At 63.6% G+C, this 13,897-nt stretch carries 13 protein-coding genes; 6 read left to right on the plus strand and 7 right to left on the minus strand.

Annotated elements, in window-relative coordinates; genetic code table 11:
• Window positions 1–2: 2 nt before the first annotated feature.
• Window positions 3–1,310: an ABC transporter substrate-binding protein gene (locus tag QNN99_RS00630; protein ID WP_229964498.1), complete on the minus strand. Its 1,308-nt coding sequence runs from the start codon at window positions 1,308–1,310 to the stop codon at window positions 3–5.
• 151 nt (window positions 1,311–1,461) lie between these two features.
• Here QNN99_RS00630 and QNN99_RS00635 point away from each other — a divergent pair, with 151 nt between their 5' ends.
• On the plus strand, window positions 1,462–2,508 hold the full coding sequence (locus QNN99_RS00635; RefSeq protein ID WP_229964499.1) for a LacI family DNA-binding transcriptional regulator: 1,047 nt from the start codon (window positions 1,462–1,464) through the stop codon (window positions 2,506–2,508).
• A gap of 82 nt (window positions 2,509–2,590) precedes the next feature.
• Here QNN99_RS00635 and QNN99_RS00640 read toward each other — a convergent pair whose 3' ends face one another.
• Window positions 2,591–3,871: a multidrug effflux MFS transporter gene (locus QNN99_RS00640; RefSeq protein WP_229964500.1), complete on the minus strand. Its 1,281-nt coding sequence runs from the start codon at window positions 3,869–3,871 to the stop codon at window positions 2,591–2,593.
• 290 nt (window positions 3,872–4,161) lie between these two features.
• Between QNN99_RS00640 and QNN99_RS00645 the strand changes: the two genes are divergently transcribed.
• Window positions 4,162–5,070 (plus strand): DUF5996 family protein, encoded by a 909-nt coding sequence (locus QNN99_RS00645; RefSeq protein WP_229964501.1) that lies wholly within the window; start codon window positions 4,162–4,164, stop codon window positions 5,068–5,070.
• A gap of 24 nt (window positions 5,071–5,094) precedes the next feature.
• Here the strand turns inward: QNN99_RS00645 and QNN99_RS00650 are convergent, their stop codons facing one another.
• Together QNN99_RS00650 and QNN99_RS00655 are read right to left on the minus strand one after the other, a co-directional pair.
• Complete coding sequence (locus QNN99_RS00650; RefSeq protein ID WP_229964502.1) at window positions 5,095–5,460, minus strand: hypothetical protein; 366 nt, start codon at window positions 5,458–5,460, stop codon at window positions 5,095–5,097.
• 180 nt (window positions 5,461–5,640) lie between these two features.
• Window positions 5,641–6,543, minus strand: coding sequence for a LysR family transcriptional regulator (locus QNN99_RS00655; protein ID WP_229964503.1), 903 nt, complete (start codon window positions 6,541–6,543; stop codon window positions 5,641–5,643).
• Window positions 6,544–6,738: 195 nt separating this feature from the next.
• Here QNN99_RS00655 and QNN99_RS00660 point away from each other — a divergent pair, with 195 nt between their 5' ends.
• The 4 genes from QNN99_RS00660 to QNN99_RS00675 all read left to right on the plus strand — a co-directional run bounded on the left by QNN99_RS00660 (window position 6,739) and on the right by QNN99_RS00675 (window position 11,129).
• A complete protein-coding gene (locus QNN99_RS00660; RefSeq protein ID WP_229964504.1) occupies window positions 6,739–8,178 on the plus strand; it encodes a M20 family metallopeptidase in 1,440 nt (479 codons plus the stop codon).
• Window positions 8,179–8,183: 5 nt separating this feature from the next.
• Window positions 8,184–9,473, plus strand: a complete 1,290-nt coding sequence (locus tag QNN99_RS00665; protein ID WP_229964505.1) for an MFS transporter — start codon at window positions 8,184–8,186, stop codon at window positions 9,471–9,473.
• A 223-nt stretch (window positions 9,474–9,696) separates the two neighbouring features.
• Entirely contained in the window at window positions 9,697–10,152 is a 456-nt protein-coding gene (locus QNN99_RS00670; RefSeq protein WP_229964506.1) for a DUF3817 domain-containing protein, read from the plus strand.
• A gap of 179 nt (window positions 10,153–10,331) precedes the next feature.
• Complete coding sequence (locus QNN99_RS00675; RefSeq protein WP_229964507.1) at window positions 10,332–11,129, plus strand: glycerophosphodiester phosphodiesterase; 798 nt, start codon at window positions 10,332–10,334, stop codon at window positions 11,127–11,129.
• Between the two features lie 47 nt (window positions 11,130–11,176).
• Here the strand turns inward: QNN99_RS00675 and QNN99_RS00680 are convergent, their stop codons facing one another.
• The 3 genes from QNN99_RS00680 to QNN99_RS00690 all read right to left on the minus strand — a co-directional run bounded on the left by QNN99_RS00680 (window position 11,177) and on the right by QNN99_RS00690 (window position 13,719).
• On the minus strand, window positions 11,177–12,034 hold the full coding sequence (locus tag QNN99_RS00680) for an SDR family oxidoreductase (RefSeq protein ID WP_229964508.1): 858 nt from the start codon (window positions 12,032–12,034) through the stop codon (window positions 11,177–11,179).
• 9 nt (window positions 12,035–12,043) lie between these two features.
• Window positions 12,044–12,745 (minus strand): type 1 glutamine amidotransferase domain-containing protein, encoded by a 702-nt coding sequence (locus tag QNN99_RS00685; protein ID WP_229964509.1) that lies wholly within the window; start codon window positions 12,743–12,745, stop codon window positions 12,044–12,046.
• 92 nt (window positions 12,746–12,837) lie between these two features.
• Entirely contained in the window at window positions 12,838–13,719 is an 882-nt protein-coding gene (locus QNN99_RS00690) for an aldo/keto reductase (protein ID WP_229964510.1), read from the minus strand.
• Window positions 13,720–13,897: the final 178 nt, after the last annotated feature.

Genomic DNA, 13,897 nt, shown 5'->3' on the forward strand with positions numbered 1-13,897 from the left:
TCCTAGAGCCCCTGCATGGCGGCGATGAAGCCGTCTTCGTCAATGCGCCCGCTGAAGAAATCGGCAACGGCGCCGTGGATGGTCGGCGTGGCCGACGGCGTGTACTCCTGGTCCCAGGAGAGCTGGAAGTTCGGTGCGTTCTGCACCACCTCGTACTGGAAACGGGCGTAGTCCGGGTTGGTGGCCTCGTCCAGGAACTGCTCGGTGTTGGTGGTGGTGGGCAGGTTGCCGATGGCCACCTGTTCCTGCACGAATTCATCCGAGTACATCAGCTTGAGGAAATCGCGCACGGTGTCCGGATAGCGGGTGTCGGCCAGCACCGAGTAGTAGTTGTTGGTGTTGCCGACCACGTTGGCCGGATCGCCCTTGCCGCCCTCGATCTCCGGGAACTCGCTGTAACCCAGGGAGTTGGCGGCGAACTCCGGTGCCGCGTCGCGGTGGGTTGAATAGGCCCAGGAGCCCATCAGCTCGAAGCCGGCCTGTCCGCTGGACAGCAGGGAGGCCGAACCGCCGTCGGTGAATTTCACTGACTGGTAGTTGCTTCCGAAGGCTCCGCTGTCCACCAGCTCCCTGAGCATGCCCAGGGCCTCGCGGCTTTCCTCGGACTCCCAGACGCTGGTGTCTCCGTTCAGGGCGGCTTCGAAGAGCTCGGGTCCGGCGACGCGGTCATAAACGTAGGAGAACCACATCTGGGTGGGCCATTCGTCAGCGCCGCCCAGGGCGATCGGGGTGACTCCCGCGGCCTTGAGCTGCTCCACGGCCGCCATCAGGTCATCCCAGGTGGCAGGGGGTTCGGTGATGCCGGCGGATGCCAGCACTTCCTCGTTGGAAAAGAGCATCACCGGCTGGGTGCCGCGCATCGGGATGCCGTAGACCTCATCCTCGACCGTTGCCGCCTCCAGCACGGTGGGAAGGAACCCTTCCCGGAGCTGCGGATCCTCCTCCATGAAATCGTTCAGCGGCATCAGCAGGCCTGCGTCCACGAAGTCGGTGATGGACCCGCCGCCCCAGTTGAAGAACACGTCCGGCGCGGAATCGGTGTCGATGACGGTCTGCAGCTTTTGCTGGTATTCGGCTCCGGGAATGGTGTCCAGGACAACCTTTACGTCGGACGTTTCATTGAACTTGTCGACCATGGCCTGCTCAACGGTGTTGCCGGCGTCGCCGTACACCAGGACATGCACCTCATTTTCGGGGCGGTCGGAGGACGCCCCGGTGTCGCCGCCCGAACAGGCTGCGAGGGAAAGGCCCAGAACCAGCGCGCTGGTGGCAGCGGCGGCTGGGCGGAACCAGCTGGTGGTGTTCTTCATTGAACTGCTCCTCGTGAACGGCTGTTCCGAAAGTTTCGTAACAGTTGCCGAAAGTTAGCGGATGCCGATAGCTTAGGTGGGGAAGTTTGTGATCTGCAACACTTTTTTGGCAGAACTTCTCCGATTCCTACCGAGCACTCAGGAGAACGGCATGTCCGCATCGACACCCTCCGCCCGCGTAACTCTGGCGGAACTGGCCTCCGAGGCCGGTGTTTCGCTCTCCACGATTTCGAAAGTTCTGAACGGCAGGAGCGACGTTTCCCGGGAAACCCGCACGAAAGTTGAGGGACTGCTGGATGAACACGGCTATCGTCGGCGCGGCTCCCGCACGCCGAAATCCCGCCTGTTGGAGCTGGTTTTTCACGAACTCGAGAGCGCTTGGGCGCTGGAGATCATCCGGGGCGTGGAAAACGTGGCCCGCGAAAACGGGCTCAGCGTGGTGCTGACGGAAAGCGGAACCCGGCATGCTCCCGGCCCCGAGTGGGTGGAGGGCGTCATTGCCCGCCAGCCCGCCGGCGTCGTACTGGTGTTTGCTGACCTGGCCCAGGATTGCCGGCGGCGGCTGGAAGCGCGCTCGATTCCCTTCGCGATCATCGACCCGGCCGGGGATCCGGCGCCGGATGTGCCGTCGGTGGGATCCGCCAACTGGGCCGGCGGGATGATGGCGACCCGGCACCTGATCGACCTGGGGCACACGCGGATCGCGGCCATTACCGGGCCGGAGGACGTGATGTGTTCACTGGCCCGGATTGACGGTTACCGGACGGCGCTGAACGCGGCAGGGCTGCCCTTTGACCGGCAGCTGATCCGCTACGGGAACTTCCATGTTGACGGCGGCCGCGGCCATGCGCTGGAACTGCTGCGCCGGCCCAACCGGCCCACGGCCATCTTCGCCGGCAGCGACATTCAGGCGCTGGGCGTGCTGGATGCGGCCCGCCAGCTCGGCATCTCCGTGCCCGGCGAGCTCTCGATCGTGGGATACGACGATCTGCAGGTGGCCCGCTGGTCCAGCCCGGCGCTGACCACGGTGCATCAGCCGCTGATCGAGATGGCCGAGGAAGCCGCGCGCATGGTGCTAATGCTCCGGGAGGGTGAGGTACCGAACAATCTCCGCCTGGATCTGGCGACGAGCCTGGTGGTGCGGCAGAGCACGGGGCCAGCACCGGAAGCCGTGCGTCCACTGGCCGCGGCGGGATAGGCCGGCGCATCGACACCGGGGCGCCGCGAAACGGCACGACGGCGACACCGGCCGCCATGGTTCAGCGGGCGGCCGCTTCCGCTCAGGCCGGCTTGGTGGCTTCCGCCTCGGCGGCCGCCCGGCCGCCCTCCAGTGCCGCCATGCCGCCGCGCCGGTAGGCGGGAGTCGCCGCGGCGAGGATCAGCGTCATCAGCGCGCAGCAGCCGATGATCACTGCTGACATTGCCAGGGCCCGGCCGCCGAAGACACCCACCAGCGGGCTGACGACGCCGGCAACTCCCACCTGCAGCGCACCGATCAGGGCCGCGGCGGAACCGGCCATGTGCCCGTAGTTGCCCAGCGCCATGACCGTGGCGTTCGCCGCGATCAGTCCGTGCATGCCCAGTACCAGCCACAGGCCAGCGGCCAGGCCGAAGACCCCGCCGAACCCGGTGGTGATGATGACCGGCAGCAGCAGGGACAGCCCCAGCAGGATGGGCACGGCGATGCGCAGGATGCTCATCGGCGACGCGCGGTGGACCAGGGCGGCATTGGCCTGGGCGGAGATGACCATGCCGGCGCCGTTGATCGCAAAGACCAGCGCGTACTGCCCGGCGGTGAGGCCGTACTCGTCCTGGAACACGAACGGTGAACCCACCACATAGCTCATGATGACTGCCATCCCGAGGCCGGGAATGAAGGCCAGGGCTAGGAAATGCCGGTCCCGCAGCAGCACCCGGTAGCCGGTGAAGGCGCTGGGCCCGCCGCTGCGCCGGCGCCGTTCGGCCGGCAGCGTTTCGGGCATGAACCGCCAGACGATCAGCACCAGGATGAGCCCGATCAGGGCCAGCGCCACAAAGACCGCCCGCCACTGCCAAATGCCGGCCACGGCCTGCCCGAGGGTGGGAGCCAGCAGCGGTGCCAGTCCGATGATCAGCATCAGCCGGGACAGCAGCCGCGCGGCGTCGGAGCCGACAAAGCGGTCCCGGATCACGGCAATTGCCACCACGCCGGCGGCGGCGTTGAAGAATCCCTGCAGGATCCGCAGCGCGATCAGCGAACCGATGCCGGGAGCGACGGCGCACAGCAGCGACACGATGACGTGCAGGCTGATGCCGATCAGCAGCGGCAGCCGCCGCCCAAACCGGTCCGAGAAGGGCCCGATGACCAGCTGCCCGACGGCGGCGCCGATCAGTGTGCCGGACATGGTGAACTGGGCCGCGGCCTGGCTGGTCTGCAGATCCGCCGCCACGGTGGGCAGCGACGGCAGGTACATGTCGGTGGTGACCGCAGGCAGCGCCGCCAGGGCACCGAGCATCAGGATGTACTTGATCCCTGGACGGTAAGAGGGTCGGGTGCCCTGTGCCCTGGCGGGGTTGCTCAAGCGGCGCTCCTTGCGGTGGTGAAAAGGAAAGAAAAGGGGGAGGGAGGCCCAAACGGGCCCTGTTCAGCCTAGGGCCGGACCGCAGGCGGGAACAAGGGCGCAGGGCAGTGGCGTGTGCCACTCCGCTCCGGGGCGGGGACGGCCTGCGGCGGTCCCCGTGACGCGTTTCTGCTGCGGATCCGGAGGTTGGAAGTTCGGTGCAGCCGGACCCGCCGACATCGTTGACCGGGCCCGAAGCACGCCACACACTGGAATTATCCTGCCGCGCCGCCTTTCGAGAGGTGAACTCCATGGACAAGAGATTCCTGAACTATCCGGAATGGCAGGACACGGCCGACACCCTGCACATGTTCCTGCAGATGGCCGGCAAGGTGAAGCTGGAGCGCAGCTACAAGCGGCCCGGATGGTCGCATGTGCGGTTGGACCTGACGATTCAGGGCATCGGCACCGGCATCATCCCGGTCGAGGACCGGAATTTCGAAATCTTCTTCAATCTCGCCCAGCATCATGTGAACGTGCAAAACAGCTTGGGGACGCGGGCCCGGATTCCTTTGGGTGACGGGCTGAGCGTTGCGGCGTTCCATCAGCAATTAATGGGAGCGCTGGACGACATCGGCACGCCGACGCCGATCAACACGACGCCGCAGGAGTTCTACGATCCCATCCCCTTCGACGAGGACTACCAGCACCACGCCTACGATCAGGAGGCGGTGGAACTCTTCCTCGCGAACCTGCACTTTGCCCACCGTTCCCTGGCCGGGTTCCTTTCCCCGATGCGCGGGAAAATCGACATGCCGGCGTTCTGGTTCGGCACCATGGACCTGGCCGGCAATGTGTTCAGCGGCCAGCCGGCGCCGTATTCGGGTTCGGACACGATCGGCAGGAACTGCTACGACGAGCGGTTCTGCGAGGTCGGATTCTGGCCCGGCGACACCAAAACCCCGGAACCGTCGTTTTATGTTCTGCCGTATCCGTTCCTGGCGAGCATCGGCAGCTACGGGACGCTGCTGATGCCGGAGCGGGCACAGTTCCTGGCCTCCGAGAACGAGTTCCTTTTCAGCTTGGAGGATGCCTTCGCGGCGCCGGATCCGCAGCAGGCGGTGCTCGACTTCTGCCGGTCCAGCTTTGGCATCCAGCAGCGGCTGGACCGGTGGAAGGACCTGGACTGGATCACCGAGCCGCTGACCTACCCCAAGTAACGGGCCGACTCGAGGCAGTCCGCCTCATTGGAATTCGGTGAAGGCAACAAGGATGAAGACGGATCCGCCCACCACGAAGGCCGCGCCGATCAAACGTACGAACCCCGGCGAGGGCGCGAAGGGACGGGAGGCGCCCGTGCCCATCGGCCGGTAGCCGCCTGCGGCCTCGGCGGTGGCCCGGGCTGAGGAATTGAGATCGACGGCAAGGCAGATGCCGACCAGCACAACGACGGCGCCCATGGCGGCAAACCATAGGGGAAAGACGCCGCCGGAGCCATCGGTCGTGACCATCTGCACGATGGATGCCGCGAACCCCACCCCGAAGACGGCAAAGGCCAGAACGTACAGCGCCTTGAGCGGCTGAGGCAGGGACTTGATGAACTTGACCACGGCTGTCCCCCAAGACTGTATGAGTGTCGGCTGCTCGCACAGCGTCCGGTATGGCCGTCACCCGCTTTTGAATGAGTGTAACCCCGAGTATCCGTCCGATGAGGAAGGTTCTCCGGACATGCGCTACCTGTTCTCCTCAGGAAAGGCTGACCGTCCGAGGCTGTCGGTGACTTCCAGGAGCTATATTTCTGTCGATTCAAGGGCGAGAACAAGAAAATCTACAAAACTTGCCAGTGCTATAGGTAGGTCTCGTCCCGCTTTCGTCTGAACCTGCAGGTTTCGTTGACCGAGTTCCTGCTCCTTGAGCGGGATGGAGATCATATCGCCATCCGCAATATTGCGCGCGACCGTGATACGTCCCAACAAGGTCACTGCATCACTTCCCCTGAGGAAACTCAGTAGGGCGTCAGGATTGTCACAAACGAAGACAGGCTCAAGGGTGTCGCTTCCGGACTCACGGACAAGATCGAATAGGCGGCGGTTCGTCGTGTTGGGCGTCAGGAGTGCAAGGGGATAGGGAACCAAATCCTGCAGAGCTACCACCGACTCGGACATCAACGGATGTCCCTGCCTGACAACAGCAACCAGTGGTGCTCGGCGCGAATACATAATGGTGACGCCGGGATCGATCGTGAGATTGAACGTAATGCCCACATCGACTGTTCCCTCGCGGACGAACCGTGTTACCAGTGCTGGCTCTGTTACGTGGAGGTTGAACCGCACCGTGGGATGGAGTTCACGGTACTGCGCAGCAACTCGAGGCAGAAAGTCGTGACCTGTCCCGTTGGATGCCGCAAGCGTTATTGTGGCTTCCGCTGTCTGCTGCTCAAAAATTTCGTCTTTCAAGTGGCTTGCCTCACGTATTACCTGTCGGGCAAATACGGAAAACAGCCTGGCCGCATCGGTTGGAGCTACTCCTGAGGGAAAACGCTCGAAAAGAGGAGATCCAATCTCTTTTTCCAATCTCCCCACTTGACGGCTAACGGCCGAGGCAGAGACGTATAACTGCCTGGCGGCCGCGTTTATGGACCTGGTTTCGTACACAGCCAGGAAGTAGCGGAGTGCAGGATCATAGAGCGCCATGGAGACACGGTATCCGTGCGTTGCCGGTCCGGCAACGCGTGTGTGTCCTAAATTCTACTGGTCCCGGACTCGTTTCCTCTTGTCTGGACCCTACTTGAGTGTCAATGTGTGGGCACAAATGGCGCAGTTATGTCCGGCAATTCTGAATCGGACTGCCTCATACAAATATCCCTTTTGTGATCCATAGGAGGAAGAATGAATCGCATAACTGCGATCGAATCTGCAACTGAATACTTCGATTCAGGGCAATTCGAGGCAGACCTGAGTCGAAAAATCGCCTACCGAACCGAAAGCCAGGACCCCACTAGTGGGCCGACAATGCATGCCTACCTTGCGGAAGAAGTAGGACCTCAGCTTGAACGAATGGGGTTCACGTCCAAAGTGATCGATAACCCGTTGTCTGAGCGTCATCCCTTCCTCTTTGCGAAGCGTCAAGAGGACGCAGCTGCACATACGGTACTCACCTACGGGCATGGCGATGTGCAGTTAGCGCATGCCGGGGACTGGGACGCGGCAAACAATCCATGGCGTATCAACGTAGACGGCGACCGCTGGTACGGGCGCGGGACAGCAGATAATAAGGGGCAGCACACTATCAACTTGGCGGCCCTCGAGCATGTGATAGAGGCGCGTGGCGGAACTTTGGGATACAACATTGCGCTACTGATGGACATGGGGGAAGAATTTGGTTCCCCGGGGCTCAATGAGGTCTGTGAACAGCTAAAAGATGACCTCTCCGCGGACGTCCTCATCGCTTCGGACGGTCCGCGCATATCGGCCGAGCAACCAACCATCTTTCTGGGTGCACGAGGAGCAGTGAACTTCACGCTCACAGTCAACCCGCGGAATGAGAGCCATCACTCCGGCAATTGGGGGGGAGTGCTGAGCAACCCGGCAACTGTGCTGTCCAATGCGCTGGCGACCCTCGTTGATAAACAGGGGCGCATTAGAGTGGAGGGCCTGATCCCGCCACCTATTCCGGATGCTGTGCGGTCAGCGCTGGCGGAGATAACCGTCGACAGTTCACCCGAGAGTCCGTCAATCGATAAGAATTGGGGCGAGCCGGGCCTGAGTCCGAGCGAGCGTCTTTTTGGATGGAATGCATTAGAGATACTGGCAATGACTTCAGGTAACCCTGAAGGCCCGGTGAACGCCATCCCGGCATCCGCACGTGCTCATTGCCAGTTACGCTTCGTCGTTGGCACCGACTGGGAGTCGACGGGTGAAATTCTGAGGAGGCACTTTGAGACTCAGGGGCTCCCAATGGTTGAGGTGCAGGTCGAGTTTGCTATGGCTGCAACCAGGCTCGATCCCGAGAACAAATGGGTCTATTGGTCATTGGCTTCGTTGGAGGAAACAACTGGAAAAACCCCAGTTCTGTTGCCGAATCTGGCCGGGTCACTACCGAATGAAGCGTTTAGTGATGTACTCCGGCTGCCCACAATTTGGATTCCACATTCTTATCCCGGTTGCCTGCAGCACGCTCCAAATGAGCACAATCTCGGGCCTCTAATGCGTGAAGCGATACAGATAATGGCAGGAATATTTTGGGACCTGGGTGAGCTGGGCCCGGACTTCATCTCGGAGGGTGAACTCAGCGTTGTCCAAACAGCACATGCCGAAGAAGGAGAATAGTTATGGTGAGTAGGACAGAAGGCAGCCCATCTGCGGCAGCTAAACCAATCAGCACCTTTCGAATTATTGGCGCCGCATGTGTCGGGAACGCGTTGGAATGGTATGACATTGCTATTTATAGTTTTTTTGCCGTATACATTTCTCGGGTGTTTTTTCCATCAGAGGACCCGGCATTTTCGCTTGTCCTCGCCTTAGGGACGTTCGCAGTTTCTTTCCTCATCCGGCCGGTGGGAGCCCTTGTCCTGGGCTCGTACGCCGATCGGGTTGGGCGCAAGCCCGCGCTAACGCTGTCCCTTGGTCTGATGGTGGTGGGTACACTGCTCATCTGCGTTATGCCGTCCTACGCATCCATCGGTGTGCTGGCTCCGATCGGCATCCTTGTCGCACGGCTCATCCAAGGATTCGCGGCAGGGGGCGAGTTTGGCAGTGCCACTGCGATGATGGTTGAGCACCTACCGGGACGCCGTGGATTCGCGGCAAGTTGGCAGTTTACGAGCCAGGCCATGGCGTCGCTGATGGCAGCAAGTATCGGGACCATCTTGACTATTTCATTGAGTGCGGAACAAATCGAATCATGGGGTTTTCGCATACCATTTTTATTTGGACTGCTTGTCGGGCCGGCGGGTCTTTATATTCGACGACACGTGCCAGAAACGCCAGAGGCGATTATTCGCTTGGAAAATGATGTTCCTAACAAGCCGATCCGAACAATACTTCGTGAGCAGAAGTTGATTGTTCTGCTCACTATTGGAGTGCTTGCGGTCACTACGTGCCTGAACTACATGATTACGTACATTCCTACATATGCCATCGCAACACTGAAACTGCCGGATTCCAGCGGATTTGTTGCAACGTTAGTGGGTGGTTGCGTTCTGCTCTTGGTCACACCATTCTCGGGTCACTTCTCCGATAAGGTGGGCCAGCTGAGGATAATGATACCGGCGGCCGGGGCTGTATTGATTCTCATTTACCCAATGTTTGCTTTCATGGTTGCCGTTCCTGCACTAAGTGTGCTTCTTATCGTGGTTTTCCTTATGGCTCTATTGAAGGCTTGTTATTTTGGGCCGATGGGTGCTGTCATGGCATCCCTATTTCCGGCGGAGACCCGAGCTACCGGAATGGCAGTTGGCTACAATATTGGGGTTACCATATTCGGCGGCTTTACCCCCTTGATTGCTACGCTGCTAATCGATAGGACAGGAAACGATATGGCGCCGAGTTTTTGGGTTATCTTCGCTGCGATTGTCAGTCTGGTGTCCATGCTCACCATCTGGAAAAAGCTGGGCCTGCGTTAGGAACCGCCGCTCACCCGCGTGTTAGCGCTTCTGGCAGGAAGTATGAGCACCGGTGCCGCCGGGAAAGCTCCGGCGGCATCGGGCGAACCAACTACGACTTGATCTTGCTCGCACAGGCAGGTTGGCGTGGGGGCCGGCGGCGCCCGCCGCGATACGATACTGACAACCCGTTGGTATCAACTCCGGCGGTATGGCAGCAGCACCTCCCAACCGAGAGAGCCCGATGACCCCCCGCACTTTGTTCCGCACCCTGGCCTTCGCCGAGGCCGTCACCTGGACCCTGCTCCTGGCCGGCATGTTCGCCAAGTACGTCCTGGGCAACGAGGCCTTCACCCCGATTGCCGGCGGCCTTCACGGCTTCGTGTTCCTGTCCTACGCCGCGAGCACCGTCTTCGTGGGCATCAACCAGAAGTGGTCGCTGGGCACCATCGGCCTGGGCCTGGCCACTGCTGTCATCCCGTATACGACCATTCCCTTCGAACGGACCATGGACCGCCGGGGACGGCTGGCCGGCGGGTGGCGGCTGGCCCCCGGCGGCGAAACCCCGGTGAGCTTCCCCGAGAAGGTCCAGGCCGTGGTGCTCCGCCGTCCGGCCGCCTCGGCGGTCGTGGTGCTGGCCGGCATCGCCGTCGTCTTCGGCGTGCTGCTCCGCCTGGGCCCGCCCGTTTCGCTGAGCTGATCCGTCCGCGAAATGGCAGAAGGTGCGCGTCCCAGCGCTGGGAAGTGCACCTTCTGCCATTTCGGGGGAGTTTGGGGGTCCCGGGGTGTTCCGCCGAGCCCGTCCCGGAGCGTCTGGGGGCCTGCCCAACTACAGTGGAACGAGGATTATTCGCAGTGGCACCGTTGGAGGGTTAGGGCATGACAATCGGAAACCGAGGCGCCCCGCTGGTGGTGGGTCACCGCGGCAACAGCGGGCTGGCGCCGGAGAACACCGCCGTGGCCTTCGCGCAGGCCCGGGCGGCGGGCGCGGCCATGGTGGAAACCGATGTGCGCCTCACCGCTGACGGCGAGCTGTTCCTCTTTCACGACGGCACCGGCCGCCGCACCACCAATGTGGCGGAGGTCTTTCCGGAGCGTGCCGATGCTCCGATCGTTTCCTTCACCGCTGCGGAACTGCGGCGGCTGGACGCCGGGTCCTGGTTCGGTGAACAGTTCACCGGGGAGCCGATCCTGTTCCTCTCCGAGCTGCCGGCCACGGTTGGCTTCGGCATGGGCATCAACCTGGAGATCAAGGCTCCGCAGGACTCACCCGGCGTGGAGACCGCCCTCGCCGCCGCGCTGACCGGACCGGACTGGGTGCGCCTGCTGGAACACCACCCGGTCACCGTCAGCTCCTTTGACCGGGCAGCTGTCCGCACCTTCGCCGCGGCCGCTCCCGGTCTGCCGGTGTGGCAGTTGGCGGGGCGGGTTCCGTCGGCACGGTTGCTGGCCCAGCTCGCCGGCCGCGGTGTGCGGGGAGTGGTGGCCGAGCACCGCTTCCTGACCCAGTCCGGCGCCGCCGCCATCCGGGCGGCGGGCCTGGGCCTGTGGGTCTACACGGTCAATACCGTTCCGGAGATGACCCGGGTCATGAACCTGGGCGTGGAGGCAATCATCACTGATTTCCCCGGCACCCTCGTGGAGCTGCTGGACGGCGCGGGTTCCGTCGCCGGCTAGCGCCCCGACTAGCGCCGCCGGCTAGGTCCGCCGCCGGCTAGGGCAGACTAGGGGTGCCGGACGCCGTCGCCGGCCAGCACCGCCCGGTACCCTTCCCGGAACGTCGGATAGGCGAACTCGAAACCGGTGCCGCGCAGCCGGGCGTTGGACAGTTTCCGGTTTCCGCCGCGGCTGGATTCAGTGCTGGAGTCCGCCGGCGCGTCCGGCAGCTCGGCGGCCAGTTCGGCCGCGAGGAACCGCAGCACCTCGGCCAGGTCCACCGGCTCGTCGTCGACGCCCACATACAGCTGCGCGGGATCCGGTACCGCAGTGGTCAGGTGCACGATGGCCGCCGCGGCGTCGTCCCGGTGGATCCGGTTGGTCGGCTGCGGCCGGTTGGGCACGACGGCGGTGCCTCCGGTGACGGCATCGATCAGCCGGGTGCGGCCCGGCCCGTAAATGCCTGACAGCCGGAGCACGACGGCGTCTGGCCGGCGCGTGTGCAGCAGTTCCTCGGCCTCGAGGATCACGGCACCGGTCACCGTCGCCGGGGCGGCCGGCGTTTCCTCGTCCACCACACCGCCGTCGGCGTCGCCGTACACCGCGGTGGAGGAGACGAACAGGATCCGCCGCGGCCGCACGCCGTCGCGCTCCAGCGCATCCAGGACGTTCGCCGTGCCGTCCACATACGCTGCACGGTAGGCCGATTCACTGCGGCTGCCGGCGGCCACGGCGATGACGACGACGCCGGTATCGGCAGGAATCCGCGGCAGCTCGCCGCGGGTCAGGTCGGCGGCCTGGCCGGTGAGCGGAGCGGGGATTTTCTCCGGGGAACGGCGCCAGCCGAGCACGGAAAAGCCGGCCGCGGCGAACCGCAGGCCGGCTTCCGTGCCCAGATCGCCGCAGCCGGCAATCAGGACGGTCACAGTGGGCTTCTACTCGGCCAGTGCGGCGAGGACGGCCTTGGCCACGTCTTCGCTGGACTGCGGGTTCTGGCCGGAAATCAGGTTCCGGTCGCGGACCACGAAGCTGGACCAGGCGGGGCCGGTTTCCACTTCGGCGCCCTTGTTGCGCAGCACTTCCTCGACGAACCAGGGGGTGTTCTCCCCGGTGCCGCCATTGAGTTCTTCCTCATCGGTGAAGACGGTCATCTTGCGGCCGGCAAAAACGAAGTCGCCGTTCTCCGTCTCGGCGCTCAGCAAGCCTGCCGGGCCGTGACAGAACGGAGCGATGATCTTTCCGTCGGTGTCGGCTGCAATCAGAATCCGGCCCAGGTCCTTGTCGGAGGCCAGGTCGGACATGGGGCCGTGCCCGCCCGGCATGATCACGGCGTCGTACTCCGCCGGATCCGCGTCAGCCAGGGTCAGCGGAGCGGAGAGCTCGGCGTCGATGAACGAGAGGTAGTTGGTGAAGGCCACGGCCTTTTCCTCGCCGCCGGCGGACGCCGGGTCCAGGCTGACCTGGTCAACGGTGGGCTTGACGCCGTTCGGGGTGGCGATGCGGACGGTGTGGCCGGCTTCACGCAGGACGCGGTGGGATTCCACGAGTTCCTCGGCCCAGTAGCCGGTGGGATGCTCGCTGCCGTCCTTCATCGTGAGTGAATCGGCTGCTGAAACGACCATGAGGATGTTAGCCATGGGAAGGTCTCCTTCGGTGGGGGAAAAGTGGGGGAAGGTGGGGAAATGGTGGTGCGTGTGCCGGGCGGGTGGTGCGCTGCCGCGGCGGGTGCCTACTTGCCGGAAGCGCTCTTGCTGGCGGCGTCGAGCTCGGCGTACGTGGCGTCGTCGAGCACCAGGTCCGCGGCGGCGAGGTTTTCCTCGAGGTGCTTGATGGAGCCGGTGCCCGGGATCGGCATGATCACGGGGGAGCGGCGCAGCAGCCAGGCCAGGGCCACCTGGGAATCGGTGGCGTTCAGGCGCTGCGCGGCTTCGGCCACGGGGCCGCCCGGCTGGGCCAGTTCGCCGGCGGAGATCGGAGCCCACGGAATGAAGCCGATGCCGTTGGCCTCGGCGTATTCCAGCACGTCCTCGGAGGAGCGGTCGGTGAGGTTGTAGCGGTTCTGCACAGTGGAGACGGTGAAGTACTTGTCGGCGGCCTTGAGCTGCTCCACCGAAACCTGGGACAGGCCCAGGGCCTTGATCTTGCCTTCCTGCTGCAGGTCGCGCATCACGGCGAACTGCTCTTCGGCCGGAACCTCGGGGTCGATGCGGTGCAGCTGGAACAGATCCAGGGAATCCACCTTGAGCTTGCGCAGGCTCAGTTCGACCTGCTGGCGCAGGTACTCCGGGCGGCCCAGGGGCACCCAGACGTCAGGTCCGGTGCGGGCAAAGCCGGCCTTGGTGGCGATGCGAACGCCGTCGGGATACGGATACAGCGCCTCGGCGATGATCTCCTCGCTGACGTTGGGGCCGTAGGAATCGGCGGTGTCGATGAAGTCAACACCCAGCTCCACGGCCCGGCGGACGACGTCGACGGCGGTGCCGCGGCTTTCGGGCTCGCCCCAGATGCCGGGGCCCACGATGCGCATGGCGCCGAAGCCAAGACGGCGGACCGTGCCCAGGTCCTTGAGATCAATGGTCAGGGGGACGGGGGTTACGCTCTGCTCTGTCATATAGGCGGCAACACGGGCTGCCGCGGGCTTATTCCTCAGCACACTGAGGTTTCGTTCCCTCCCTCCCTCCCTCCCTCCCTCCCTCCCTCCCTCCCTCCCTCCTCTCGCGGAGGTTTCCGGAGCGGTCGCGGACCGTATCTGACCGCGGCACCGTTCCCCGCCGTCGTCGGCGGTTCTA

This window comes from Arthrobacter sp. zg.Y820, assembly GCF_030125555.1.
GTDB lineage: Bacteria > Actinomycetota > Actinomycetes > Actinomycetales > Micrococcaceae > Arthrobacter_B.

Coding starts and splice junctions, on each gene's coding strand:
- QNN99_RS00630 (WP_229964498.1), bottom strand. CDS start 1,310: ATGAAGAACACCACCAGCTGGTTCCGCCCAGCCGCCGCTGCCACCAGC.
- QNN99_RS00635 (WP_229964499.1), top strand. CDS start 1,462: ATGTCCGCATCGACACCCTCCGCCCGCGTAACTCTGGCGGAACTGGCC.
- QNN99_RS00645 (WP_229964501.1), top strand. CDS start 4,162: ATGGACAAGAGATTCCTGAACTATCCGGAATGGCAGGACACGGCCGAC.
- QNN99_RS00655 (WP_229964503.1), bottom strand. CDS start 6,543: ATGGCGCTCTATGATCCTGCACTCCGCTACTTCCTGGCTGTGTACGAA.
- QNN99_RS00660 (WP_229964504.1), top strand. CDS start 6,739: ATGAATCGCATAACTGCGATCGAATCTGCAACTGAATACTTCGATTCA.
- QNN99_RS00670 (WP_229964506.1), top strand. CDS start 9,697: ATGACCCCCCGCACTTTGTTCCGCACCCTGGCCTTCGCCGAGGCCGTC.
- QNN99_RS00675 (WP_229964507.1), top strand. CDS start 10,332: ATGACAATCGGAAACCGAGGCGCCCCGCTGGTGGTGGGTCACCGCGGC.
- QNN99_RS00685 (WP_229964509.1), bottom strand. CDS start 12,745: ATGGCTAACATCCTCATGGTCGTTTCAGCAGCCGATTCACTCACGATG.
- QNN99_RS00690 (WP_229964510.1), bottom strand. CDS start 13,719: ATGACAGAGCAGAGCGTAACCCCCGTCCCCCTGACCATTGATCTCAAG.